Origin of the sequence: Agromyces sp. H66 (assembly GCF_004959775.1) — a bacterium.
Lineage (GTDB): Bacteria > Actinomycetota > Actinomycetes > Actinomycetales > Microbacteriaceae > Agromyces.
Map to the genome: position 1 here is coordinate 148019 of NZ_SJZG01000007.1, position 22808 is coordinate 170826.

The 22808-nt window shown below is 71.5% G+C and carries 23 protein-coding genes; 14 read left to right on the plus strand and 9 right to left on the minus strand.

Annotation, left to right across the window (positions count from 1 at the left end):
- Nucleotides 1–2: 2 nt before the first annotated feature.
- On the minus strand, nucleotides 3–935 hold the full coding sequence (locus EZM51_RS13375; protein ID WP_136708760.1) for an ROK family protein: 933 nt from the start codon (nucleotides 933–935) through the stop codon (nucleotides 3–5).
- Between the two features lie 119 nt (nucleotides 936–1054).
- Between EZM51_RS13375 and EZM51_RS13380 the strand changes: the two genes are divergently transcribed.
- From EZM51_RS13380 to EZM51_RS13410, 7 genes are all read left to right on the plus strand, one after another.
- A complete protein-coding gene (locus tag EZM51_RS13380; RefSeq protein WP_136708761.1) occupies nucleotides 1055–1999 on the plus strand; it encodes a sugar-binding domain-containing protein in 945 nt (314 codons plus the stop codon).
- Nucleotides 2000–2050: 51 nt separating this feature from the next.
- The gene (gene deoC, locus EZM51_RS13385; RefSeq protein WP_136708762.1) at nucleotides 2051–3073 is read left to right on the plus strand and encodes a deoxyribose-phosphate aldolase; all 1023 of its coding nucleotides are present in this window, start codon (nucleotides 2051–2053) and stop codon (nucleotides 3071–3073) included.
- A 54-nt stretch (nucleotides 3074–3127) separates the two neighbouring features.
- Nucleotides 3128–4708, plus strand: coding sequence for an aldehyde dehydrogenase family protein (locus EZM51_RS13390; RefSeq protein WP_136708763.1), 1581 nt, complete (start codon nucleotides 3128–3130; stop codon nucleotides 4706–4708).
- A complete protein-coding gene (locus EZM51_RS13395; RefSeq protein ID WP_136708764.1) occupies nucleotides 4705–5565 on the plus strand; it encodes an aldehyde dehydrogenase family protein in 861 nt (286 codons plus the stop codon). The genes EZM51_RS13390 and EZM51_RS13395 overlap by 4 nt, the downstream gene beginning before the upstream one ends.
- A 6-nt stretch (nucleotides 5566–5571) precedes the next feature.
- Entirely contained in the window at nucleotides 5572–5811 is a 240-nt protein-coding gene (locus tag EZM51_RS13400) for a hypothetical protein (protein ID WP_136708765.1), read from the plus strand.
- Between the two features lie 9 nt (nucleotides 5812–5820).
- Nucleotides 5821–7329 (plus strand): SDR family oxidoreductase, encoded by a 1509-nt coding sequence (locus tag EZM51_RS13405; RefSeq protein ID WP_248305649.1) that lies wholly within the window; start codon nucleotides 5821–5823, stop codon nucleotides 7327–7329.
- A 64-nt stretch (nucleotides 7330–7393) separates the two neighbouring features.
- The gene (locus EZM51_RS13410; protein ID WP_136708767.1) at nucleotides 7394–8287 is read left to right on the plus strand and encodes a glycerophosphodiester phosphodiesterase family protein; all 894 of its coding nucleotides are present in this window, start codon (nucleotides 7394–7396) and stop codon (nucleotides 8285–8287) included.
- A gap of 7 nt (nucleotides 8288–8294) precedes the next feature.
- On the opposite strand, the gene EZM51_RS13415 is transcribed toward EZM51_RS13410, so the two are convergent.
- Together EZM51_RS13415 and EZM51_RS13420 are read right to left on the minus strand one after the other, a co-directional pair.
- On the minus strand, nucleotides 8295–8843 hold the full coding sequence (locus EZM51_RS13415) for an O-acetyl-ADP-ribose deacetylase (protein ID WP_136708768.1): 549 nt from the start codon (nucleotides 8841–8843) through the stop codon (nucleotides 8295–8297).
- 3 nt (nucleotides 8844–8846) lie between these two features.
- Nucleotides 8847–9125, minus strand: coding sequence for a metal-sensitive transcriptional regulator (locus tag EZM51_RS13420; protein WP_136708769.1), 279 nt, complete (start codon nucleotides 9123–9125; stop codon nucleotides 8847–8849).
- Nucleotides 9126–9199: 74 nt separating this feature from the next.
- Here EZM51_RS13420 and EZM51_RS13425 point away from each other — a divergent pair, with 74 nt between their 5' ends.
- A complete protein-coding gene (locus EZM51_RS13425; protein ID WP_136708770.1) occupies nucleotides 9200–11059 on the plus strand; it encodes a DUF2207 domain-containing protein in 1860 nt (619 codons plus the stop codon).
- A gap of 20 nt (nucleotides 11060–11079) precedes the next feature.
- Here EZM51_RS13425 and EZM51_RS13430 read toward each other — a convergent pair whose 3' ends face one another.
- Nucleotides 11080–11283, minus strand: coding sequence for a hypothetical protein (locus EZM51_RS13430; protein WP_136708771.1), 204 nt, complete (start codon nucleotides 11281–11283; stop codon nucleotides 11080–11082).
- Nucleotides 11284–11551: 268 nt separating this feature from the next.
- Here EZM51_RS13430 and EZM51_RS13435 point away from each other — a divergent pair, with 268 nt between their 5' ends.
- The 6 genes from EZM51_RS13435 (at nucleotide 11552) to EZM51_RS13460 (ending at nucleotide 17415) form a co-directional block, all read left to right on the plus strand.
- The gene (locus EZM51_RS13435; RefSeq protein WP_136708772.1) at nucleotides 11552–13681 is read left to right on the plus strand and encodes a DEAD/DEAH box helicase; all 2130 of its coding nucleotides are present in this window, start codon (nucleotides 11552–11554) and stop codon (nucleotides 13679–13681) included.
- Nucleotides 13682–13796: 115 nt separating this feature from the next.
- Nucleotides 13797–14825, plus strand: coding sequence for a 6-phosphofructokinase (locus EZM51_RS13440; RefSeq protein ID WP_136708773.1), 1029 nt, complete (start codon nucleotides 13797–13799; stop codon nucleotides 14823–14825).
- 50 nt (nucleotides 14826–14875) lie between these two features.
- Complete coding sequence (locus tag EZM51_RS13445) at nucleotides 14876–15358, plus strand: 8-oxo-dGTP diphosphatase (RefSeq protein WP_136708774.1); 483 nt, start codon at nucleotides 14876–14878, stop codon at nucleotides 15356–15358.
- 95 nt (nucleotides 15359–15453) lie between these two features.
- Nucleotides 15454–16632 (plus strand): inorganic phosphate transporter, encoded by a 1179-nt coding sequence (locus tag EZM51_RS13450; RefSeq protein ID WP_136708775.1) that lies wholly within the window; start codon nucleotides 15454–15456, stop codon nucleotides 16630–16632.
- Complete coding sequence (locus EZM51_RS13455) at nucleotides 16629–16961, plus strand: peptidase (protein ID WP_136708776.1); 333 nt, start codon at nucleotides 16629–16631, stop codon at nucleotides 16959–16961. The genes EZM51_RS13450 and EZM51_RS13455 overlap by 4 nt, the downstream gene beginning before the upstream one ends.
- A gap of 127 nt (nucleotides 16962–17088) precedes the next feature.
- Nucleotides 17089–17415, plus strand: coding sequence for a DUF4190 domain-containing protein (locus EZM51_RS13460; protein WP_248305650.1), 327 nt, complete (start codon nucleotides 17089–17091; stop codon nucleotides 17413–17415).
- Nucleotides 17416–17481: 66 nt separating this feature from the next.
- On the opposite strand, the gene EZM51_RS13465 is transcribed toward EZM51_RS13460, so the two are convergent.
- Genes EZM51_RS13465 through EZM51_RS21105 form a run of 5 tightly spaced genes read right to left on the minus strand, consistent with a single transcriptional unit; the run spans nucleotide 17482 to nucleotide 22601 of the window.
- On the minus strand, nucleotides 17482–18294 hold the full coding sequence (locus tag EZM51_RS13465) for a GntR family transcriptional regulator (RefSeq protein ID WP_136708777.1): 813 nt from the start codon (nucleotides 18292–18294) through the stop codon (nucleotides 17482–17484).
- A gap of 9 nt (nucleotides 18295–18303) precedes the next feature.
- Nucleotides 18304–19095, minus strand: coding sequence for a 3-oxoacyl-ACP reductase (locus tag EZM51_RS13470; RefSeq protein ID WP_169053906.1), 792 nt, complete (start codon nucleotides 19093–19095; stop codon nucleotides 18304–18306).
- Nucleotides 19096–19109: 14 nt separating this feature from the next.
- On the minus strand, nucleotides 19110–20471 hold the full coding sequence (locus tag EZM51_RS13475) for an aldehyde dehydrogenase family protein (protein ID WP_136708778.1): 1362 nt from the start codon (nucleotides 20469–20471) through the stop codon (nucleotides 19110–19112).
- Nucleotides 20468–21253, minus strand: coding sequence for a gamma-glutamyl-gamma-aminobutyrate hydrolase family protein (locus EZM51_RS13480; protein WP_248305651.1), 786 nt, complete (start codon nucleotides 21251–21253; stop codon nucleotides 20468–20470). Before EZM51_RS13480 ends, EZM51_RS13475 begins: the two co-directional genes overlap by 4 nt.
- Nucleotides 21234–22601, minus strand: coding sequence for a glutamine synthetase family protein (locus tag EZM51_RS21105; protein ID WP_248305652.1), 1368 nt, complete (start codon nucleotides 22599–22601; stop codon nucleotides 21234–21236). The genes EZM51_RS13480 and EZM51_RS21105 overlap by 20 nt, the downstream gene beginning before the upstream one ends.
- Nucleotides 22602–22808 lie beyond the last annotated feature (207 nt).

Consider the following 22808-nt stretch of genomic DNA (forward strand, 5'->3'; position numbering starts at 1 on the left):
GCTCAGGCGAGCAGCTCGGGCCGGTGCACGAGCGCGGCCGCACCGATCAGCGGACCCTCGTCGGAGAGCCCCGACGGCACGATCCGCACCCGTGCGACGAACGGGAACGCCGTGCGTCCGGCGACGGCGGCGCGGGCGTGGTCGAAGAGCGCGGGGGAGACCCTGGAGAATCCGCCCCCGATCGCGACGACGTCGAGGTCCAGCAGGTTCGCCGCCGACGCGATGGCGTGTCCGAGCGCGCCGCCCGCGCGGGCGACCGCGGCGATGGCGACCGGATCTCCGGCCGCGTGCGCGAGGGCGAGTTCCTCGCCGGTCGAACCGCTGAAGCCCCGCGTGCGCGCCCACGCCACCGTGCGCGGCCCCGAGGCGACCGCCTCGAGGCATCCGCGTCCGCCGCACGCGCACGCGTCGTCGAACCCGCCGACCTCGACGTGCCCGATGTGGCCCGCATTGCCGGTGGGGCTCGGGGCGGCGCGCCCGCCGAGCACGAGGCCCCCGCCGACGCCCGTCGACACGATCATGCCGAGCAGGTTCGAGGCGCCCCGGCCCGCGCCGACCCAGTGCTCGGCGAGCGCGATGCACAGGCCGTCGATGCGGAGGGTCACGGGTGCCTCGGGCACGAGTGCGGCGACGGATGCCGCGAGCGGATGATCCCGCCAGGCCGGCACGTTGAGCGGCGACACGAGGCCATGCTCGGCGTCGACCGGGCCGGCGGCGCCGATGCCGGCGCCCCGGAGGACGACGCCGTCGGGCAGGGATGCCAGCGCGGCCACGACGACCTCGCGCACGGCGGTCGTGAGCTCTGCGCTCGTGGCCCCGGCACCGGTGGGCCGGCGGTGCCGGGAGCCGGGGAGGAGGCGGCCCTGGTCGTCGACGACGGCCGCCTCGACCTTGGTGCCTCCGAAGTCGACCGCGAGTGCGAGGGCCCGGTGCATGGCACCAGCATAGGCGCGCGGCATCCGGTCCCCGCTTGCTCATGTGAGCAGGATCGCCAGCGAGTGTTGCCGTTGCGCATCGGGCTGCCTACGCTGGGACTCGAAGCGGAAGGAAGCGTGTGGACGAGGTCGACGAGCTGCTCTCGATTCGGGCGGCCGAGCTCTACTACGAGGAGAACAAGACCCAGGACGAGATCGGGCAGGCGCTGCGCCTGACCCGGTGGAAGGTCGGGCGGCTCCTCGCACAGGCCAAGCAGCGCGGATTCATCCGCATCGAGATCCTGCACCCGCGCGCGCGCCGACTGCCCATCGAGCGGCGGCTCCGCGAGGAGCGCGGCCTCGACGACGCCATCGTGGTCTCGACCGCGGGCGTGCAGTCGCCCGAGGAGCTGCAGGAGCGCACCGCCCAGGCCGCCGCCGATTACCTCACCGCCCTCCGGCCGGTGCCCCGCACGCTCGGCGTGAGCTGGGGCCGCACGCTCTTCGAGATCTCGCAGCACCTGCGCAACGGCTGGGCCACCGGCGTCAACGTGGTGCAGATCAACGGCGGCGTGAGCCTCAACCGCCGCCCGGGCACCGCGGCCGCGACGGCCGTGGGCATCGCGCAGAAGGGCGGCGGCAGCGCCACGCTCCTGCCGAGCCCCGCGATCCTGGAGCGACTGGCCACCAAGGAGGCCATCGAGTCCGACCGCGTCGTCGCGGGCGTCATCGAGCTCGCTCGATCGGCCGACGCGTACCTGTTCAGCGCCGGCGCGGCCGACCACAGCTCGGTGCACGTCGAGAGCGGCTACCTCTCGCCCGCCGACGTCGACCTGCTCGTGCAGAAGGGCGCCGTCGGCGATGTCGTCGGTCGCTACATCGACTCCGACGGCAACATCGTCGACCCCGCGCTCGACGCGCGCACGGTCGGCCTCACGCTCGACGAACTGCGCGCCGCTCCGCTCGCCGTCGCGGTCGTCGCCGGCACCGCCAAGCACGCGGTCGCCGACGCGGTCGTGCGCAGCGGCCTCTGTTCGGTGCTCGTCACCGACGAGGCCACCGCCCTCCATCTGCTCGACGGCTGACGCGCCACCGGCCGCGCCAGCGCCATCAACACGGAAAGCCAGGTCATCACCATGCCAGCTCCGATCAGCGCAGGCACCTCCCTCGTCACCGCCCGGGAGCGCGCGCTCGCCGTGCTCGGGGGCGAACCAGACGACGCCACCCTGCGGCGCTACCTGCACGGCATCGCGGGCGTCGACGCCGTGGGACTCGAGCAGCGCGCCGCCGCGCTCGGCACGCGCTCCATCAAGACGACGTCCAAGAGCTGGGCGCTCGACCGGATCATCTCCCTCATCGACCTCACCACCCTCGAGGGTGCCGACACGCCCGGCAAGGTGCGATCGCTCGTCGCGAAGGCCATGAACCCCGATCCCGCGGATGCCACGACGCCTCGCGTGGCGGCGGTCTGCGTGTACGGCGACATGGTCCCGTCGGCGATCGACGCCCTCGGCGGAGCCCACGGCGACCCCGACGACGGCGGCATCGCCGTCGCGGCGGTCGCCACGGCGTTCCCCTCCGGACGCGCATCGCTCGACGTCAAGCTCGCCGACACGGCCGAGGCCGTCGCCGCCGGCGCCGACGAGATCGACATGGTCATCGACCGCGGGGCGTTCCTGGCCGGCCGGTACGGACTGGTCTTCGACCAGATCGCGGCCGTGAAGGAGGCCTGCCGTCGCCCCGACGGCACGAGTGCGAGTCTCAAGGTGATCCTCGAGACCGGCGAGCTCGTGACCTACGACAACGTCCGTCGGGCGTCGTGGCTCTCGATCCTCGCGGGCGGCGATTTCATCAAGACGTCCACCGGCAAGGTCCAACCCGCCGCGACGTTGCCCGTCACGCTCCTCATGCTCGAGGTCGTGCGCGACTGGCACCTGATGACCGGGCAGCGCATCGGCGTGAAGCCCGCGGGCGGCATCCGCTCCTCGAAGGACGCCATCAAGTACCTCGTCACGGTCGCCGAGACGGCCGGCGAGGAGTGGCTCCAGCCGCACCTGTTCCGGTTCGGCGCGTCGAGCCTCCTGAACGACGTGCTCCTGCAGCGCCAGAAGACCACGTCGGGGCACTACTCCGGCGCCGACTACGTGACGATCGACTGACCCTTCGAGACGGCCCTGACGGGCCTCCTCGGGACCGAGACCAAGGGATACCCCATGAGCTTCCTCGAATACGCCCCGGCCCCCGAGTCGCGCGCGATCCTCTCGCTGCGCGACCGGTACGGACTCTTCATCGACGGCGAGTTCGTCGACGGCCGCGGCACGCCGTTCCAGACCATCTCGCCCGCGACCGAGGAGCACATCGCCACGATCGCGAACGCGAACGAGGCGGATGTCGCCGACGCCGTCGCCGCCGCCCGTCGCGCCTACGACCGCACCTGGTCGAAGATGAGCGGTCGCGACCGCGGCAAGTACCTCTTCCGCATCGCGCGCCTCGTGCAGGAGCGCTCCCGCGAGCTCGCCGTCGCCGAGTCGCTCGACAACGGCAAGCCCATCAAGGAGTCCCGCGACGTGGACGTGCCGCTCGTCGCGGCCTGGTTCTTCTACTACGCGGGCTGGGCCGACAAGCTCGACCACGCCGGACTCGGCGCCGACCCGCGCGCGCTCGGCGTCGCGGCGCAGGTCATCCCGTGGAACTTCCCCCTGCTGATGCTCGCGTGGAAGATCGCGCCCGCGCTGGCCGCGGGCAACACCGTGGTGCTGAAGCCGGCCGAGACGACCCCGCTCACCGCCCTGATCTTCGCCGAGATCCTGCAGCAGGCCGACCTTCCCCCCGGCGTCGTGAACATCATCACGGGCGCCGGCGACACCGGGGCCGCGCTCGTCGCGCACGAGGGCGTCGACAAGGTGGCATTCACGGGCTCGACCGCGGTCGGACGGGCGATCGCCAAGCAGGTGGCCGGCACCGACAAGAAGGTCACCCTCGAACTCGGCGGCAAGGCCGCGAACATCGTGTTCGACGACGCGCCCATCGACCAGGCGATCGAGGGCATCGTCAACGGCATCTTCTTCAACCAGGGGCACGTGTGCTGCGCGGGCTCGCGCCTGCTCGTACAGGAGAACATCCACGACGAGGTCGTCGAGCGCCTGAAGCTGCGCCTGTCGACCCTTCGGCTCGGCGATCCGCTCGACAAGAACACCGACATCGGCGCGATCAACTCCAGGGAGCAGCTCGAGCGCATCCACGAGCTCTCCGAGATCGGCGTCGCCGAGGGGGCCGATCGCTGGAGCGCACCCTGCGACATCCCCGAGAACGGGTTCTGGTACGCACCCACGATCTTCACGAACGTGCAGACCTCGAGCCGCATCGCGCGCGACGAGATCTTCGGTCCGGTGCTCTCGGTGCTGACCTTCCGCACGCCCGCGGAGGCGATCGCGAAGGCCAACAACACGCCGTACGGCCTGTCGGCCGGCATCTGGACCGACAAGGGCAGCCGCATCCTCGCGGTCGCCGACCAGCTGCGCGCGGGCGTCATCTGGGCCAACACGTTCAACCGCTTCGACCCGTCGAGCCCGTTCGGCGGGTACAAGGAGTCGGGCTACGGCCGTGAAGGCGGCCGGCACGGGCTCGCCGCGTACCTGAAGCCGGCGTCGTCCGTCGGCGGTCGAGCAGGCGCGCAGCGCCGTCTGGAGACCGGTGGGGCCGCGGCATCCGCCGTTGGCGAGGCGGCCTCCGAGAAGCCGGCGCGTCGCGCCCGCCGAACGCCCAAGCCCACGAAGAAGGGAGCCGCGAAGTGAGCCGCCTCGCCGTGCCGAAGACCTACAAGCTCTACATCGGCGGCGCTTTCCCGCGCAGCGAGTCGGGCCGCACCTACGAGGTCGTGTCCGCATCGGGTGCGTTCCTCGCGAACGCCGCGAAGGCGTCCCGCAAGGACGCCCGCGATGCCGTGGTGGCCGCGCGTGCGGCCGTCGCCGGCTGGGGCGGCGCCACCGCGTACAACCGCGGCCAGGTGCTCTACCGCATCGCCGAGCTGCTCGAGGGGCGCCGGGCGCAGTTCGTCGCCGAGATCGAGGAGGCCGAGGGCGTCACGCGCGCCGTGGCATCCGCGCAGGTCGACGAGGCGATCGACCGTTGGGTCTGGTACGCGGGATGGGCCGACAAGTTCGCCCAAGTGGCGGGCAACGCCAACCCGGTCGCCGGGCCGTACTTCAACATCTCGGTGCCCGAGCCCACCGGCGTGGTCGCCGTCATCGTGCCGCAGGACTCCTCGCTCCTCGGATTCGTGTCGACCGTCGCTCCCGCGCTCGTCGCGGGAAACGCGGTCGTCGCGGTCGCGAGCGAGCGGTTCCCGTTGTCGGCCATCAGCCTCGCCGAGGTGCTCGCGACGAGCGACGTGCCCAAGGGCGTCGTCAACGTGCTCACGGGCTCGCCGGCCGAGATCGCGCCGTGGCTCGCGAGCCACGCCGACGTGAACGCGCTCGACCTCGTGGGGGCGGGCGACCTCGACTGGATCTCGCTCGAGATCGAGGCGGCCGACACGCTGAAGCGCGTGCTCCGCCCCGAGCAGGGTCCGGATGCCGCGGCGCCGGCGCTGGGGCGCATCAGCGCGTTCACCGAGACGAAGACGGTCTGGCACACCAAGAGCCTGCGGTAGGCGAGCATGTCCGGACGCAACGGAGCATCGGACGAGCGGAGGCGACTCGTCGCCGATCCCTTCGACTACCGCGTCACCAGGCAGGGCGGCGTGATCGTCTCGCGGGGCGGCCGAGCGGTGATGACGGTGGGCGGTCATGCTGCGGTACGCCTCGTGGCGGCGCTGCAACGCGCGGATGATTCACAGGTGCAGCACCTGCTCGCGCGAGCCAGCGGCAACTATCGTCGAGGCAACGAACGGTCCTGATCCGCGGCCGTGCGTCCGAGGGGGAACGACGTGCGAGTGCTCGTGACGGGCGCCACCGGCTACATCGGCGGCCGGCTGGTGCCGCGGCTGATCGAGGCCGGACACGACGTGCGGGTGCTGGTCCGTCGCCCCGAACGCCTGCGCGACGTGCCGTGGGCGGCCGCCGTCGGCGTCGTCGAGGGCGATCTCGCCGACGTCGCGGCCGTCGATCGTGCGATGGCGGGCGTCGAGGTGGTCTACTACCTCGTGCACTCGATGGGCGGTCGCGGCGACTTCGAGTCCGTCGAGCTCGGCATCGCGCGGAACGTCGCCGCGTCGGCTCGGCGGCACGGCGTGCGACGCATCGTCTACCTCGGCGGACTGCACCCCGCGGGTGCACGACTCTCGCGGCACCTGCGATCGCGAGCCCGGGTCGGCGAGATCCTCCTGTCGTCGGGCGTGCCCACCGTCGTGCTCCAGGCGGGCGTCGTCATCGGCTCGGGTTCGACCTCGTTCGAGATGATCCGCCACCTCACCGAGGTGCTGCCGTACATGCCGGCGCCGCGCTGGGTGCGCAGCTTCATCCAGCCGATCGCCGTGCGCGACGTGCTGCACTACCTCCTCCACGCGGCCGACCTGCCGCCCGAGGTGAACCGCGCCTTCGACATCGGCGGACCCGACGTGTACCGCTACGGGCAGCTCATGAACGGCTACGCCGTGGAGGCGGGGCTCCCGCAACGCCCGATCGCGGCGCTGCCCGTGCTCACCCCGTGGCTCGCCGGGCAGTGGGTGAACCTCGTGACGCCCATCCCGAGGCGGCTCGCGGTGCCGATCATCGAGTCGCTGCAGTTCGACTGCGTCATGCACGACCACGACGTCGACGAGGTGATCCCGCCGCCGATCGAGGGGCTCCTGCCGTATCGCGCGGCCGTCCGACTCGCACTCGAGCGCGAGCGGGCGGGCGACGTCGAGACGAGCTGGCGCAACGCCGAGGTCGCCGGCGCGCCGAGTGACCCGTTGCCGAGCGATCCCGAGTGGGCCGGGCACACGGTCTACGTCGACGAGCGCAGGCGGCGGTCATCGGCCGGGATCGACGACGTCTGGCGCATCATCGAGGGCGTCGGCGGCGAGAACGGCTGGTACTCGCTCCCGCTCGCCTGGGCGCTGCGGGGCTGGGTCGACAAGATGACCGGGGGAGTGGGGCTGCGCCGCGGTCGACGCGACCCCGAGGTGCTGCACGTCGGCGATGCCGTCGACTTCTGGCGCGTCGAGGCGATCGAGCGCGGACGCTTCCTCCGGCTGCGGGCCGAGATGCGCGTGCCCGGCCGCGCATGGCTGGAGCTCGCCGTCTCCGAGGCTGCGGGCGGCGCCGAATACCGCCAGCGTGCGGTGTTCTTCCCGAAGGGGCTCGCGGGCCGCCTGTACTGGTGGGCGATGGCGCCGTTCCACGGCGTCATCTTCGCGGGCATGGCGAACCGCATCACCGCCGAGGCCGAGGCGGCGACACGCGCGGGCGAATCAGAGGTAACGAAACGGTAACGGTCTTGCTAGAGTGGCGTGCACCGTCGCGCAGGGTCGCGCGTTCGGTGGAAAGGCCCGAACCGTGCTCGACCGGCTCCTGCAACCGCCCCGACGCGCCGTGCGCATCGCCTTCGCGCTCATCGGCACCGCCGCCATCGCGGCGCTCCTGTTCGTCGCCGCGACGCCCACCACGGCTTCGGCGGTCGACGTGTTCGGCGCGCTGCGCCTGCCGGGCGATCCCGCATTCATCGTCGGTCACCGCGGCGACCGCTCCGAGGCGCCCGAGAACACGATGCCCGCGCTCGAGCTCGCCATGGACGAACTCGACTTCGTCGAGACCGACGTCCGCCTGAGCCGTGACGGCGTTCCCGTGCTCTTCCACGACACGAGCCTCGAGCGCGTGGCGGGAGACCGGCGCAGCGTCGGCGACCTCGACCTGGCCGCCCTCCGCCGGCTCGACGTCGGCGGCTGGTACAGCGGCATGTACGCCGGCGAGCGGATGCCGACGCTCGACGAGTTCCTCGCGGCGCTCGCCCGCCGGGAGACCGCCCGCGCACTCGTGGAGCTGAAGGCCGACTGGCACGTCGAAGACGTGCGCAGGGTTCTCGACCTCGTCGAACGCCACGGCCTGCGCGGCCGTGTCGTGCTGCAGAGCTTCAGCCTCGAGACGCTCTTCGCGATCCAGCAGGTGTCGCCCTCGACGCCGCGCATCATGCTCATCCGCGAACTGCCCGCCGAGCCGGTGGCGCTGGCCGAACGGCTCGGCATCATCGGGTTCGGCACCACCGCGGCATCCGTCACCGCCGTGCCGGGCGCCCTCGAGGCGCTGCACGAGGAGGGCATCGCGGTGCTCTGCTACACCCTGAACACGCACGAGACGTGGCAGGAGGTGAGCGAGCTCGGCGTCGACGGCATCATCACCGACCAGCCGAGCGAACTCGACGAGTGGCTCGCGGTCACCGCGCCGGGCACGTGATCTCGCGTCAGGCGACGTCGACGTCGACGCCGAGTCGATCGGCGGCCGCGCGGAACTCGTCGTGCATACGCGCCGAGAACAGCACGAACCGCACGAGCGCCGGCGCCCGCTCGGCCTCCGTCGCGGCGTCGAGCGCCACGATCGCGGCGTCGTCGGCGGGCCAGCCGTAGATCCCGGCCGAGATGGCCGGGACCGCCATCGAGGTGGCGCCGAGCTCGGCGGCGAGGTCGATCGCGTTGCGGTACGCGTTCGAGAGGAGCTTCCGTCGCCCGTCCGCCTCGGGACCGGGTCCGGGCCAGACCGGGCCGACGGCGTGGATGACCCAGCGGGCCGGGAGGCGGCCGGCCCGGGTCGCCACCGCCTCGCTCGTCGGCAACCCGTCGGGATGGGTGGTCGCCCGGAGCCGGCGGCACTCCTCGAGGATGGCGGGCCCGCCCGCGCGGTGGATGGCGCCGTCGACCCCGCCGCCGCCGAGGAGGCTCGAGTTCGCGGCGTTCACGATCGCGTCCGTGCGCTCGCGCGTGATGTCGCCGACGACGATCTCGATGCGCCGCATCCGCTACCCGCGGTTGTTGGAGAGCTCGAAGATCCGCAGCAGCTCGGCGACCGCGTCATCGCGCCGGTCGCCGCCCGCCTCGTACATGTCGGTGACGTGCGTGCGCAGGTGGTTCTCGACGAGCAGCTTGTTGAGCGAGCCGAGCGACTTCTGCACCGCCAGCGAGAGCGTGATGATGTCGACGCAGTAGTCCTCGTTCTCGATCATCTTCTCGATGCCGCGCAACTGGCCCTCGATGATCTTCGTGCGGTGCAGGGCGCGCTTCTTGATGTCGTCGATCACGACCTCAGGATACCGCGTGGGTCCAGATACCCCGCTGAGGTATCGGATCGGCCGTGGGGCGATACCGTTGGGGCATGGTCCGTGCCAGCGTTCGCGCCGTCCTCGCCCTCACCGCCCTCGTGCTCGCGCTGGGACCCGCCGGGGCCGCCGCCGCAGTGCCGCCCGCGGCGGCCGTCGGGCCGGCCGCATCCGTCACGGCACTGCCCGCGGGCGTCGACGACTTCACGTTCGCGTCCTTCGACGCCGTGTACGAACTGAGCCGCGACGAGGATCGGCGGTCGGTGCTCGACACGACCGAGACGCTCGTGGCCGTCTTCCCCGAGTTCGACCAGAACCGCGGCATCCGACGGGCGATCCCGCTGCGCTACCAGGGGCATCCGACCGACATCAGCGTGCAGTCGGTGACCGACGAGAACGGCACGCCGCGGCCGTTCGAGGTGGAGCGCGACGAGGAGGGCGTGTTCCTGCTCATCACCATCCGCGCCGACGACTACGTGCACGGCGAGCAGACCTACGTCATCAGCTACCGCCAGCACAACGTCACGCTCGAGCCCGATGACGCCGATCTCGACGAGTTCTACTGGGACGTGAACGGCACGGGCTGGGCGCAGCCGTTCGGGCGCGTCCGTGCCGAGCTGCGGATGTCGGAGGAGGTCGGCGAGGGCTTCACCGGCGCGGTGGCGTGCTACCGCGGCTGGGCGGGATCCTCGACGCCCTGCGAGTCGCTCGAGGCCACCGAGACGCTCCCGCCCGTCGTGACGGCGGAGGCCGTCGGCCTCGGCCCCTACGAGAACCTCACGATCGCCGTCGGATTCGACGCCGAGACATTCGAGCCCCGCGACGAGTCGTTCGGCGCATCGGCTGCGGCCATCACGGGCGCCGTCGGTGCGGCCGGCGCCGTCGCGGCCCTGATCACCGCGATCGTGCTGCGGCTCACGCGCTGGCGGGACCACCCCGGTCGAGGCACGATCATCGCGCAGTACGAGCCGCCCCGCGTCAGCGCCATGGTGTCGTCCGACCTGGTGGGGCAGGCGGGGAAGGGCGTGACGGCGACCATCCTCGAACGGGCGGTCGACGGCGAGCTCCGGATCGTCGAGACCGGCCGAAAGCGCTACGCGGTGGAGTTCATGGGCGGCGAGGCGGGCGACGCCGACGCCCGATCCGTCGTGTCGGCGCTGTTCAGCGGATTCCCCGTGCCGGGTGCGCGCCGCGACCTGAAGTCGCGCGACACCGCGCTCGGCAAGCGCCTGCTGTCCATCCGCCAGCAGGTCAGGAAGGGCGTCGTCACCATGGGACTGCGTCGCAAGCCCGATCTCGGGGTGCGTGTGCTGCTGGCGATCGGCGCGGCGGCGTTCGCCGCGCTCAGTCTCATCTTCGGCATCATGGCCCTCGACGACAACCGGGGCGGCGCGTGGCCCGCCCTCCTGTTCATCCTCGCGATCGGCGCGGCCATCGCCGCCATCATCGCGGTCGCCGACGTGCGGCCCCTCACCGAGGCGGGCCGTGAGCTGCGCGATCACCTCGAGGGCCTCAAGCTCTACATCCGGCTCGCCGAGGCCGACCGCCTCCGCGTGCTGCAGAGCCCGAGCGGGGCGCTGCGCGTCGACCGGCCCGCCGCCACGGCGACCGCGCTCGATTCCGCCGTCGTGCTGAAGCTCCACGAGCGGCTCCTGCCGTATGCGGCGCTCTTCGGTCTCGAGCGCGAGTGGAGTCGCGAACTGGCGACGCTCTACGAGCAGACGGGCGAGAGCCCCGGTTGGTACTCGGGCCGGGACGGGTTCAACGCGGCCGTGTTCGCGGCATCCGTCTCGTCGTTCTCCTCGGCCTCGAGCGCCTCGTGGTCGGGTTCGAGCTCGAGTTCGTCGTCGGGCGGCTCGGGTGGCGGCGGGTCCTCGGGCGGCGGCGGAGGCGGAGGCGGCGGCGGCGGCGTCTGACGCCGCCGGCACGGCGCGGCTCAGTCCTCCTCGGCGGGCACCGGCTCGTCGGGGAGTGCGACCCGGCGCTCCTCGTCGATGCCCGGAATCTCGTCCTTGAGGCTGTCGTCGAGCGTGCGCTCATCGTCCTCGAAGGCGAGCTCGGTCTCCTCGAACTCGGTGTCCTGTGCGACCGTGAAGTCGTCGTCCTCGGGCGTGACGTCCGCCCCCGCGAGATCGTCCATGCCAGAAGCATAGGCCGAGTCGCCGGTGTCCGCACGGTGCCGGATGGGCCGGACGGCTCACCGCGTCGCGGAGCGTGCCGTCGAACCGCTAGAATGGACGGAGCGCCCGACGAATCCGTTCTTCGGCCGACCGCGTGGACTCAGCTCACGTGCTGCTCGGTTCGGGATTCGGCGTACCGCGAGCGAGGACATCCCCGATGCCCCCGGCGGTCCGGCCACCGCGACCGGTGCAGGAGGCGCGACGCAGTAGGCCAGAAACGGGAGGACCATGGCCCAGCAGACGAGGCAGCGTCAGCGCACCCGATCGCGCGACGACGACGCCCCCATCATCCCGATCCTCGCGCGCAAGGTGCGCGAGGTCGAGACCAAGGCCCAGAAGGGCAAGCTCGGTCCCACGAACCGCACGAAGTTCCAGGTGATCGCGCTCCTCATGCGCGAGGAACGCGCGCGGGTGAAGGCCGACCCCGATCTCGGCGACGCCGCCCGCACCGAGCTTCTCAAGCGCCTCGACGGGATCGCCCAGATCCTCGCGAAGACGGCCGCGCGCGACACGAGCCTCATCTCGCTGCTGGAGCCCGACGCGTCGATCTCCACGGTCGCGCAGCGATTCCGCCGCGACTGGCTGCTCGAGTCCGGGGCCGAGCTCAGTCCCGACGAGCTCATCATCACGCGTGAGGTCGCCGCGCCCGCACCCGAACTGGCCGAGAACCAGGTCATCCCGGCATCCGTGCGCGCCCGCCAGCTGGCGAACCCGTTCCTCGCGCCCGACTTCTCGCGCGTCGCAACGCCCACAGTCCCCGTGCGCCGGCTCGCGAACTGGGAGTTGCTCGGCCCGCTGTTCAAGTCGTTCGAGATCGGCTCGGGAGGCCAGGCCGCCTCGATGGAACTGCCCGAGGCGCCCGTCGTCGACCGGCTCGCTCCGCGCGGGCTCGAGCTCATGAAGCACCAGGCCCGCTTCATCGAGTCGGCCAGGCTCGGCCACCGCACGTTCCTCCTCGCGGACGAGCCGGGGCTCGGCAAGACGGCCCAGTCGGTGCTCGCGGCATCCGTCGCCGACGCCTACCCGCTGCTCGCCGTCGTGCCGAACGTCGTGAAGATGAACTGGGCGCGCGAGGTGGAGCGCTGGACTCCGCACCGCCGGGCCACCGTGATCCACGGCGACGGCGACACCCTCGACGCGTTCGCCGACGTCGTCGTCGTGAACTACGACGTGCTCGACCGGCACATGGCGTGGCTGTCGACGCTCGGCTTCCGCGGCATGGTCGTCGACGAGGCGCACTTCATCAAGAACCTGCAGTCCCAGCGATCGCGCAACGTGCTGACGCTCGCCGACCGGATCCGTCGCACGACGCCCGGCGGCGACCCGTTGCTGCTCGCGCTCACCGGCACGCCGCTCATCAACGATGTCGACGACTTCCGGGCGATCTGGCAGTTCCTCGGCTGGATCGAGGGCGACCGGCCGTCGCCGGCGCTCCTCGGCAAGCTCGAGGAGACCGGCCTCACGCCCGCCGACCTCGCGTTCTACCCCGAGGCCCGGCGCATCGTCATCGACATGGGCATCGTGCGGCGCCGCAAGGTCGACGTCGCCGCAGACCTGCCGGCCAAGCGCATCGCCGACCTGCCCGTCGAGCTCGACGACGAACTGGGCCGCTCGGTGCGCGCCGCCGAGCGCGAGCTCGGCAACCGGCTCGTGGGGCGCTTCCGCGCGCTCGTCGAGGCACGGGGGCTGCGCATCGGCGACCTCGACGACGACCAGCGCGACCAGTTCATCCGTGCGGTCGCTCACGCCGAGCTCGAGGAGTCCAAGTCGGCGAAGTCCGGCGAGAACGTCTTCACGATGGTCCGCCGCATCGGCCAGGCGAAGGCCGGTCTCGCGGCCGACTACGCCGCCCAGCTCGCACGGTCGGTCGGCAAGGTCGTGTTCTTCGCCAAGCACATCGACGTGATGGACCAGGCCGAGGCCGCGCTCGCGGCCCGTGAGCTCCGCACGGTCTCACTCCGCGGCGACCAGACGGCGCTGCAGCGCCAGGCCGCGATCGACGCGTTCAACAAGGATCCCGAGGTCGCCGTGGCCGTCTGCTCGCTCACCGCCGCGGGGGTCGGCGTGAACCTGCAGGCCGCCTCGAACGTGGTGCTCGCCGAGCTCAGCTGGACCGCCGCCGAGCAGACGCAGGCCATCGATCGCGTGCACCGCATCGGCCAGGACGAGCCCGTCACGGCGTGGCGCATCATCGCGGCGCACACCATCGACGCGCGCATCGCCGAGCTCATCGACGCCAAGCAGGGCCTCGCGCTGCGGGCGCTCGACGGCAGCGACGTCGAGCCGGGCTCGGCCGACTCGGTGCAGCTCGACGCGCTGCAGCACCTGCTGCGTTCCGCCCTCGACGGCGCCCTCTAGGCGGGAACCGAGCGCGGCTCGGGAACGCTATAGACTGCGGCAGTCGAAACGCCCCGACGCCGTGGCCTCCGGCAGCAACCATGTTCGAGTCGAGCACCTTGGAGTCGTCCACACCATGAAGATCGGGATCCTCACGAGCGGCGGCGATTGCCCCGGCCTCAATGCGGTCATCCGCGGAGCCGTGCTGAAGGGCGTCATCTCGCACGACACCGAGTTCGTCGGATTCCGGTGGGGTTGGAAGGGCGTCGTCGAGGGGGACCTCGTGCCGATCACGCGCCACGACGTGCGGGGCCTGTCGAAGCAGGGCGGCACGATCCTGGGCTCGAGCCGCACCAACCCGTTCGAGGGCGAGCAGGGCGGGCCCGAGAACATCCAGCGCATGCTCGACGAGAACGGCATCGAGGCGATCATCGCGATCGGCGGGGAGGGCACGCTCGCCGCGGCACAGCGGCTCACCGACGCCGGCCTGAAGATCATCGGGGTCCCGAAGACCATCGACAACGACCTCGCGGCCACCGACTACTCGTTCGGCTTCGACACGGCCGTCGAGATCGCCACCGAGGCGATCGACCGACTGCGCACGACGGCCGAGTCGCACAACCGGTGCATGGTGCTCGAGGTCATGGGCCGCCACGTCGGCTGGATCGCGCTGCACTCCGGCATGGCGGGCGGCGCGCACGCCATCCTCATTCCCGAGCAGCCGATGGGCATCGACGAGATCTGCCACTACGTCGATTCGGTCCGCGAGCGCGGCCGCGCGCCGCTCGTCGTGGTCGCCGAGGGCTTCAAGCTCGACACCATGGACGAGGCGCACTCCCACCTGGGCCTGGACGCGTTCAACCGTCCGCGCCTGGGCGGCATCGCCGAGAAGCTCGCCCCCATGATCGAGGAGCGCACCGGCATCGAGTCGCGTCACACCGTGCTCGGCCACATCCAGCGCGGCGGCGCCCCGAGCGCCTACGACCGGGTGCTCGCGACCCGTCTCGGCATGCACGCGGTCGATGCCGCGTACGACGGCGCGTGGGGTTCGATGGTCACCCTCCGCGGCACCGATATCGAGACCGTGTCGATCGCCGAGGCCGTCGGCAGCCTGAACCGCGTGCCCCAGCACCGGTACGACGAGGCGAAGATCCTCTTCGGCTGATACTTCGCCCTTCGACAGGCTCAGGGACCGTGGAAAGCCGAGGTGCACGGATGCCGCTGCCACAGGTCTGCGTCTGCTACCTCCTGCGCGAGCACGCGGGCGGCACGGAGGTGCTCCTCGGACGCAAGAAGAAGGGCCTCGGCATCGGCAACTACGTGGCACCCGGCGGCAAACTCGAGAGCGGGGAGACCGCCGCCGACGCGATCGTGCGCGAAGTGCTCGAGGAGTCGGGACTCGTGGTCGCGGCATCCGACCTCGAACCGCGCGGTCTGGTGAGCTACCACTTCCCGTACCGCGAATCGTGGAGCCAGGAGTCGAGCGTCTTCGTCTGCCGCACCTGGACGGGTGATCCGCGCGGGTCCGACGAGCTCGACCCCGAGTGGTTTCCGCTCGCGCGCGTGCCGTACGGCCAGATGTGGGATGACGCCCGCCGCTGGCTGCCCGGCGTGCTCGGCGGGGCATCCGTCCGCCGGACCTTCGTGTTCGGCGCGGACCTCGCGACCGTGGTGGAGGAGCGGGAGTCGGTCGCGTAGTATCGTGCGGGGTGACCGGCCGAGCCGGGCATTCGCAACCCCCGTCCCGTGAACATCCGGTGAATCTCGACGCACCGATCCAGAGAAAGACGCCGGTGGATCTCACCCTCATCGTCGTGCTGGTCATCGCACTGGCGCTCTTCTTCGACTTCACCAACGGATTCCACGACACGGCGAACGCCATGGCGACCCCCATCGCGACCGGCGCACTCCGTCCGAAGGTCGCCGTCGGCCTCGCCGCCATCCTGAACCTGATCGGGGCATTCCTGTCCACCGAGGTCGCGAAGACCATCTCGGGCGGCATCATCCGAGAGGGTGACGACGGCGTGTTCATCACTCCCGAGCTCATCTTCGCGGGCCTGATCGGGGCCATCGTCTGGAACATGGTGACCTGGCTGCTGGGCCTGCCGTCCTCGTCGAGCCACGCGCTGTTCGGCGGCCTCATCGGTGCGGCCCTCGTGGGCTTCGGCATGCAGGCCATCGATCTCTCGGTCGTGATGTCGAAGGTGATCCTGCCCGCGCTCCTCGCGCCGCTCACGGCCGGGCTCGTGGCGTACGGCGCCACGAAGCTCGCCTACGCCATCACCCGTCGCTACGACGGCAAGCCCGACGGCCGCGACGGGTTCCGGTACGCGCAGATCTTCTCGAGCTCGCTCGTCGCGCTCGCGCACGGCACCAACGACGCGCAGAAGACCATGGGCGTCATCACGCTCACGCTCATCTCGGTGAACCTCCAGCCCGCGGGAACGGGCCCCCAGTTCTGGGTCGTGGTCGTGTGCGCGATCGCCATCGCACTCGGCACGTACATGGGCGGGTGGCGCATCATCAAGACGCTCGGCACCGGTCTCACCGACGTGAAGCCCGCACAGGGGTTCGCCGCCGAGACCTCGACCGCCGCCACGATCCTCGCGTCCAGCCACCTGGGCTTCGCGCTCTCGACCACGCAGGTCGCATCGGGCTCGGTCATCGGCTCGGGCCTCGGCCGCCGGGGTTCGAAGGTGCGGTGGCGCACCGCCGGCCGCATCGGCATCGGCTGGCTCATGACGCTGCCCGCCGCCGGCGCGGTCGGCGCGCTCGCGGCGCTCGTGGCGCACCTCGGCATCGCGGGGATCGTCATCGATGCGATCGCGGGCGTCGTCGTCATCACGACCATCTTCCTGTGGTCGCGCCGCAACGAGGTGTCGCACCGGAACGTGCTCAGCGAGGTCGCGGTCTCCGGACGCGCCGTGAAGATCAAGCGCAATCCCAAGCCCAAGCGGAAGGTGACGCTGTGATCGACTGGCTGGCGTTCCTCATCGTCCTCGTGGCGGCGCTCATCGGGGCCGCCGTCGTGGTCAGCGCCTACGCGCTCGGCATCCGGCTCCTCACCCTCTCAGGGCGCACCCCGATCGTCACGCCGGCCGAGTTCACCGACGCCATCACCGTCGTCTCGCCGGCAGAGGCGAGGGCCGCGGCCAAGCGCGCGGCGAAGGCCGCGAAGCGGAGTCCGCTCACCGAGGGGCAGAAGCGTGCCGCGCTCGTGGGCGCCTGGGCCTGCTTCGCCGTGAGCGGCCTCGCCGTGCTCGTCGGCATCTACCTCATCGTCCCGGCACTGCACCGCTGACGCGGTCGCCCGCGACCTGGACCGGCGGCTGCTCGCCCACGCCGGGATCCGGGGGATAGCCCCATACCGGGGCATCCCGCGACATCCGTAACGTGGAAGCACACCCCGAGACAGGAGAGTCCACCTCATGACCACCGCAACCCCCACCCAGCCGCAGGCGCCGTTCGGCGAGCCGAACCCGTACGCGGCGGCCCCCGCGCTCGCGGAGGAGACGCGCGGGTTCAGCATCTCGAGCCTCGTGCTCGGCCTCGTGTCGATCGTGGCGAGCCTCACGTTCTTCGTACCGGCCGCGGGCCTCGTGCTCGGCATCATGGCGCTGAAGCGCGAGCCAGGGTCGCGCACCATGGCGATCTGGGGCATCGTCCTGAACGCCGTGATGCTCGGCGGTACCGTGCTCGTGACGCTCGGCGCGCTGGCCGTCGGCCTCGCGTTCCTGCCGTTCGCATTCCTCTGATCCGCAGGCGTCGGCGCCGTTGGCTGATCGCAGGCGCCGGCGCCGGCTGACCCGGCCCCGCTTCGTTCAGGCGTAGAAGCCGCGCAGCAGCGCCTCGGTGCCATCGATGTGCTCGGCCATCGCGGCCGCGGCCTCGTCGGGGCCTCCGCGGAGGATCGCGCTGACGATCGCGCGATGCTGCTCATCGGAGTGCGCGATGTTCGGTGCCAGGAGCGGGATGCCGTCGAGCAGTTCGTTCACGCGCATGCGCACGTCGGCGACGAGGGGGATCAGGCTCGGCGCGCCGAGCACCTCGGCGATGAGCAGGTGCAGGCGCGAGTCGGCCATGCGGTACTGCCCGCCCGACGCCGACCGGCACTCTTCGTAGGCCTGCCAGAGCCGCTCGCGGTCGACGGCGCTGAGCTCGCGCTCGGCGGCGCGACGTGCGGTGCCGACCTCGATCACGGCGCGCAGCGCGAGCGTGTCCTCGAGGTGCGCGGCCTGCGCGAGCCGGTCGTCGCCGACGCCGACCGGGCGGGGCGAGGGCGACGGCAGCTCGAGCGCGACGAACGTCCCGCCGTTGCGGCCGCGGCGGGAGGTCACCCATCCGGCCTCGGCGAGTGACGCGAGCGCCTCACGAAGGGTGTCGCGGCTCACCTCGAGCATCCCCGCGAGCTCGCGCTCCGGCGGCAGCCGCTCGCCAGGGCCGATCAGTCCGAGTCGGATCGACTGGAGCAGGCGCTGCACCGTCTCCTCGAACGCGTTCGCCGGCCGGGCGGGCGTCAGGAGGAGGCCGGCGCTCAGCACCTCGGCGGCTTCGGCGGCCGAGGCGGTGCCGCCGACCGCGGCGACACCCGCGGTCGTGGCATCCGCGTCGCCCTGGTCCCCCCGTCGATCCATGTCTCGAGCCTAGAGCGGCGTGACGTACGCGGAGCTGATGCCGCCGTCGACGAGGAACGTGGAGCCGGTGATGAACGACGCGTCGTCGCTGGCGAGGAACGCGACGGCCGCGGCGAGCTCCTCGGGCTCGGCGAACCGGCCGACGGGGATGTGCACGAGCCGGCGCTGGGCGCGCTCGGGGTCCTTCGCGAACAGCTCCTGCAGCAGGGGCGTGTTCACCGGCCCCGGGCACAGCGCGTTCACGCGGATGCCCTGCCGGGCGAACTGCACGCCGAGCTCTCGGCTCATCGCGAGCACGCCGCCCTTCGACGCCGTGTACGAGATCTGCGACGTCGCCGACCCCAGCACCGCCACGAACGAGGCGGTGTTGATGATGGACCCGCGGCCCTGCGCGACCATGTGCCGCAGCGCCGCGCGCGAGCAGAGGTACACCGACTTCAGGTTCACGTCCTGCACCTTCTGCCAGGCGGGCAGCTCGGTGGTCTCGATCGAGTCGTCGTCGGGCGGCGAGATGCCCGCGTTGTTGAACGCGATGTCGACCGAGCCGTACAGGCGCGCCGCCTCGTCGAACAGGTGGTTCACCTGCTCCTCGTCGGTGACGTCGACCTGCACGAACAGGCCGCCGACGAGTTCGGCCGCGGCGGGGCCGGTCGTGGCGTCCATGTCGCCGATGACGATGCGCGCGCCCTCGGCGGCGAGGCGCTTCGCGGTGGCGAGGCCGATGCCGGAGGCGCCGCCGGTGATGACGGCGACGCGGCCGGCGAGCCGCTGGGTCAGGTCGATGCGGGGAAGGTCTGCCATGGTGCTCCTTGGGTTCAGGCCGGGTCGACGGCGATGAAGACGTTCTTCGTCTCGGTGAAGGCGAGGGGTGCGTCGGGCCCGAGCTCGCGGCCGAGGCCCGACTGCTTGAACCCGCCGAACGGCGTCGCGTAGCGCACCGAGGAGTGCGAGTTGACGCTGAGGTTGCCCGACTCGACGGCTCGGGCCACGCGGATGCCGCGGCTGAGGTCGCGGGTCCAGATCGAGCCCGACAGGCCGTACTCGCTCGCGTTCGCGAAGCTGATCGCGTCGCCCTCGTCGTCGAACGGGAAGACCGACACGACCGGGCCGAAGATCTCCTCTCGCGCCGCCCGCGAGTCGCGCGACGGGGTGAGCACGGTGGGCGCGAACCAGAAGCCGGGACCGTCGGGCGCCGCGCCGCGGAAGGCCACGTCGGTGTCGTCGGGCACGAACGAGCGCACCCGCTCGAGGTGCTGGCGTGCCACCAGCGGGCCCATCTCGGTGGTCTCGTCGGCGGGGTCGCCGACCTTCACGCCCTGCACGGCGGGCTCGAGGAGTTCCATGAAGCGCTCGTACGCGCTCCGCTCCACGAGGATGCGGCTGCGGGCGCAGCAGTCCTGCCCGGCGTTCTCGAACACGCCGTACGGGGCGGTGGCCGCCGCGCGCTCGAGGTCGGCGTCCGCGAACACGATGTTGGCGCTCTTGCCGCCGAGCTCGAGCGTCACGCGCTTCACCTGCTCGGCGCATCCGGCCATGATGTGCTTGCCGACTTCGGTCGAGCCCGTGAACACGACCTTCCGCACCGTCTCGTTCGTCACGAACCGCTCGCCGACGACCGAGCCCTTGCCGGGCACCACCTGGAAGAGACCCTCGGGCAGTCCGGCCTCGAGCGCGAGCTCAGCCAGTCGCATGCTCGTGAGGGGCGTCCACTCCGCCGGCTTCAGCACGACCGCGTTGCCGGCCGCGAGCGCCGGCGCGAAGCCCCATGACGCGATGGTCATCGGGAAGTTCCACGGCGTGATGACGCCCACGACGCCGAGCGGCTCCTGGAACGTCACGTCGAGTCCGCCCGCGACGGGGATCTGGCGGCCGAACAGCCGCTCGGGTGCGGCCGAGTAGTACTCGAGCACGTCGCGCACGTGCCCCGCCTCCCACCTGGCCTGACCGATGGGATGTCCCGAGTTGCGTACCTCGATGGCCGCGAGCTCCTCGACGGCGCCGTCCACGGCGTCGGCGAACCGGCGCAGTACCCGGGCGCGGTCGGCGGGCGCGACGGCCGCCCAGTCGCGCTGTGCGACGGCGGCGCGCGCGATCGCGGCATCCGTCTCCTCGACCGAGGCGGCGGCGACGGTCGCGACGACCTCTCCGTCGGCGGGGTTCAGGATCGTGTGGCTCACGAACGGCTCCTTCTCATGCGATGCGTACGGGCGGCGTCGACGAGGCCGGCGAAGAGCCGGCGATCGGCGGCGTTCTCCTCGGGGTGCCACTGCACGGCGAGGCCGAACGGCACCGAGTCGAGCTCGACGGCCTCGATGACGCCGTCCTCGCTGCGAGCCGTGACGGTGAGGCCGTCGGCGACCTCGTCGAGCGCCTGGTGGTGGTAGAAGTGCACGGACAGCGCGCCGGAGTCGGGGCCGAGCACCGACGCCAGGCGCGATCCCGGCTCGACGGTGACCTCGCCCTCGCCGAAGACGGCAGGGGCCGGCTGGTACTTCTCGGAGCCCACCACGTCGGGCAGGTGCTGCGTGAGGGTGCCGCCGAGGGCCACGTTGAGCACCTGGGCGCCGCGGCAGATGCCGAGAAACGGCAGCTCCGCGGCGATCGCCTCGGCGAGGAGGGCATCCTCCCACTCGTCGCGGTCGGTGCGCGGTGCACCGGTGCGCGGGTGCGCCTCGCGGCCGTAGCGGGCCGGGTCGACGTCGGCGCCGCCCGACACGATGAGACCGTCGAGGGTCGCGACGACCGAGCGGGCGATCTCGGGGGAGACGGGCTGCGGCGGCAGCAGCACGGCGATGCCGCCGGCGTCGGTGACCGCGTCGAGGTACACCTTCGGCAGGAACGAGGCGGGCACGTCCCAGACCCCCGTCTGCGCCTGCTCGAGGTAGGTGGTGACGCCGATGACCGGCGCCGCCGTGGTGCCGGGGCCGTGCCACTCGCGCTCAGAGTCGTTCGAAGCCACGCACCCGCTCCCAGTCCGTGACGGCCGCGTCGTACGCGGCGAGCTCGACCTGCGCGTTGTTGAGATAGTGCTCGACGACCTCGTCGCCGAACGCCTCTCGCGCGAGCGCGGAGCCGGCGAACAGTTCGGCCGACTCGCGGAGTGTCGCGGGCACGCGCGCCACGTCGCTCTCGTAGGCATTTCCCATGAACACGTCGCCGGGCTCGAGTTCGTGGTCGATGCCGTGCAGCCCGGCCGCGATGAGCGCGGCGACGGCGAGGTACTGGTTCACGTCGCCGCCGGGCACCCGGTTCTCGACGCGCATGCCGAGCCCGTGGCCCACGACGCGAAGTGCGCAGGTGCGGTTGTCGAGGCCCCAGGCGATCGCCGTCGGCGCGAAGCTGCCCGGCACGTAGCGCTTGTACGAGTTGATGTTCGGGGCCGAGAACAGGGTGAGCTCGCGCATCCCGGCGACCTGGCCGCCGAGGAAGTGGCGGAACAGCTTCGACATGCCGTGCGGGGCATCGGGATCGCTGAAGACCGCGCCGCCGTCGTCGCCGCGCAGCGAGATGTGGATGTGGCAGCTGTTGCCCTCGCGCTCGTTGAACTTGGCCATGAACGTCAGCGACTTGCCGTGCCGGTCGGCGATCTCCTTCGCCCCGTTCTTGTAGATCGAGTGGTTGTCGCAGGTCCCGAGGGCGTCGGTGTAGCGGAACGCGATCTCTTGCTGCCCGAGGTTGCACTCGCCCTTCACGCCCTCGCAGTACATGCCGGCGCCGTCCATGGCGTTGCGGATGTCGCGCAGCAGCGGTTCCATGCGGGTCGACGCGAGCAGGGCGTAGTCGATGTTGTAGTCGCTCGCCGGGGTGAGGTCACGGTAGCCCTTGCGCCAGGCGTCGCGGTACGAGTCGTCGAAGACGATGAACTCGAGCTCGGTGCCGACGTGGGCGGTGAGGCCTCGTTCGGCGAGTCGCTCGAGCTGGCGCTGCAGGATGCGTCGGGGGGATGCTTCGACCGGGCGTCCGTCGAGCCACTGCAGGTCGGCGGTGACGAGCGCCGTGGCATCGAGCCAGGGCGCCATGCGGAGCGTCGACAGGTCGGGGACGAGCGCCATGTCGCCGTAGCCGCGCTCCCAGCTCGACATCTCGTAGCCGTCGACGGTGTTCATCTCGACATCGACGGCGAGCAGGTAGTTGCACGCTTCGGCGCCGTGGTGCGAGATCTCCTCGAGGAAGAGCCTCGCCGAAGAGCGCTTGCCGACGAGTCGGCCCTGCATGTCGGTGAAGGCCACCACCACGGTGTCGACGTGGCCGTCGGCCACGGCGCTGCGGAGTTGGTCGAGCGAGAGGTATCCGGTCGGTGCCGACATCCGTGAGCTCCTCCTCGAGCGAAGTAAAAGGTCTGCGATGCCGACCATTACATCACATGCGCGAGCTCCGACGACAGCGGCAATTTGCGCGGAATCGCAGCCGTGTCGCAATGGCTCTCGAAAAAAGGTCTGTACGGGCGACCATTCCCGCTCTATAGTCGGGGCCAACCGCATCGCACCCCGCGCCGTCCCCCAAGGCCGCGCGAT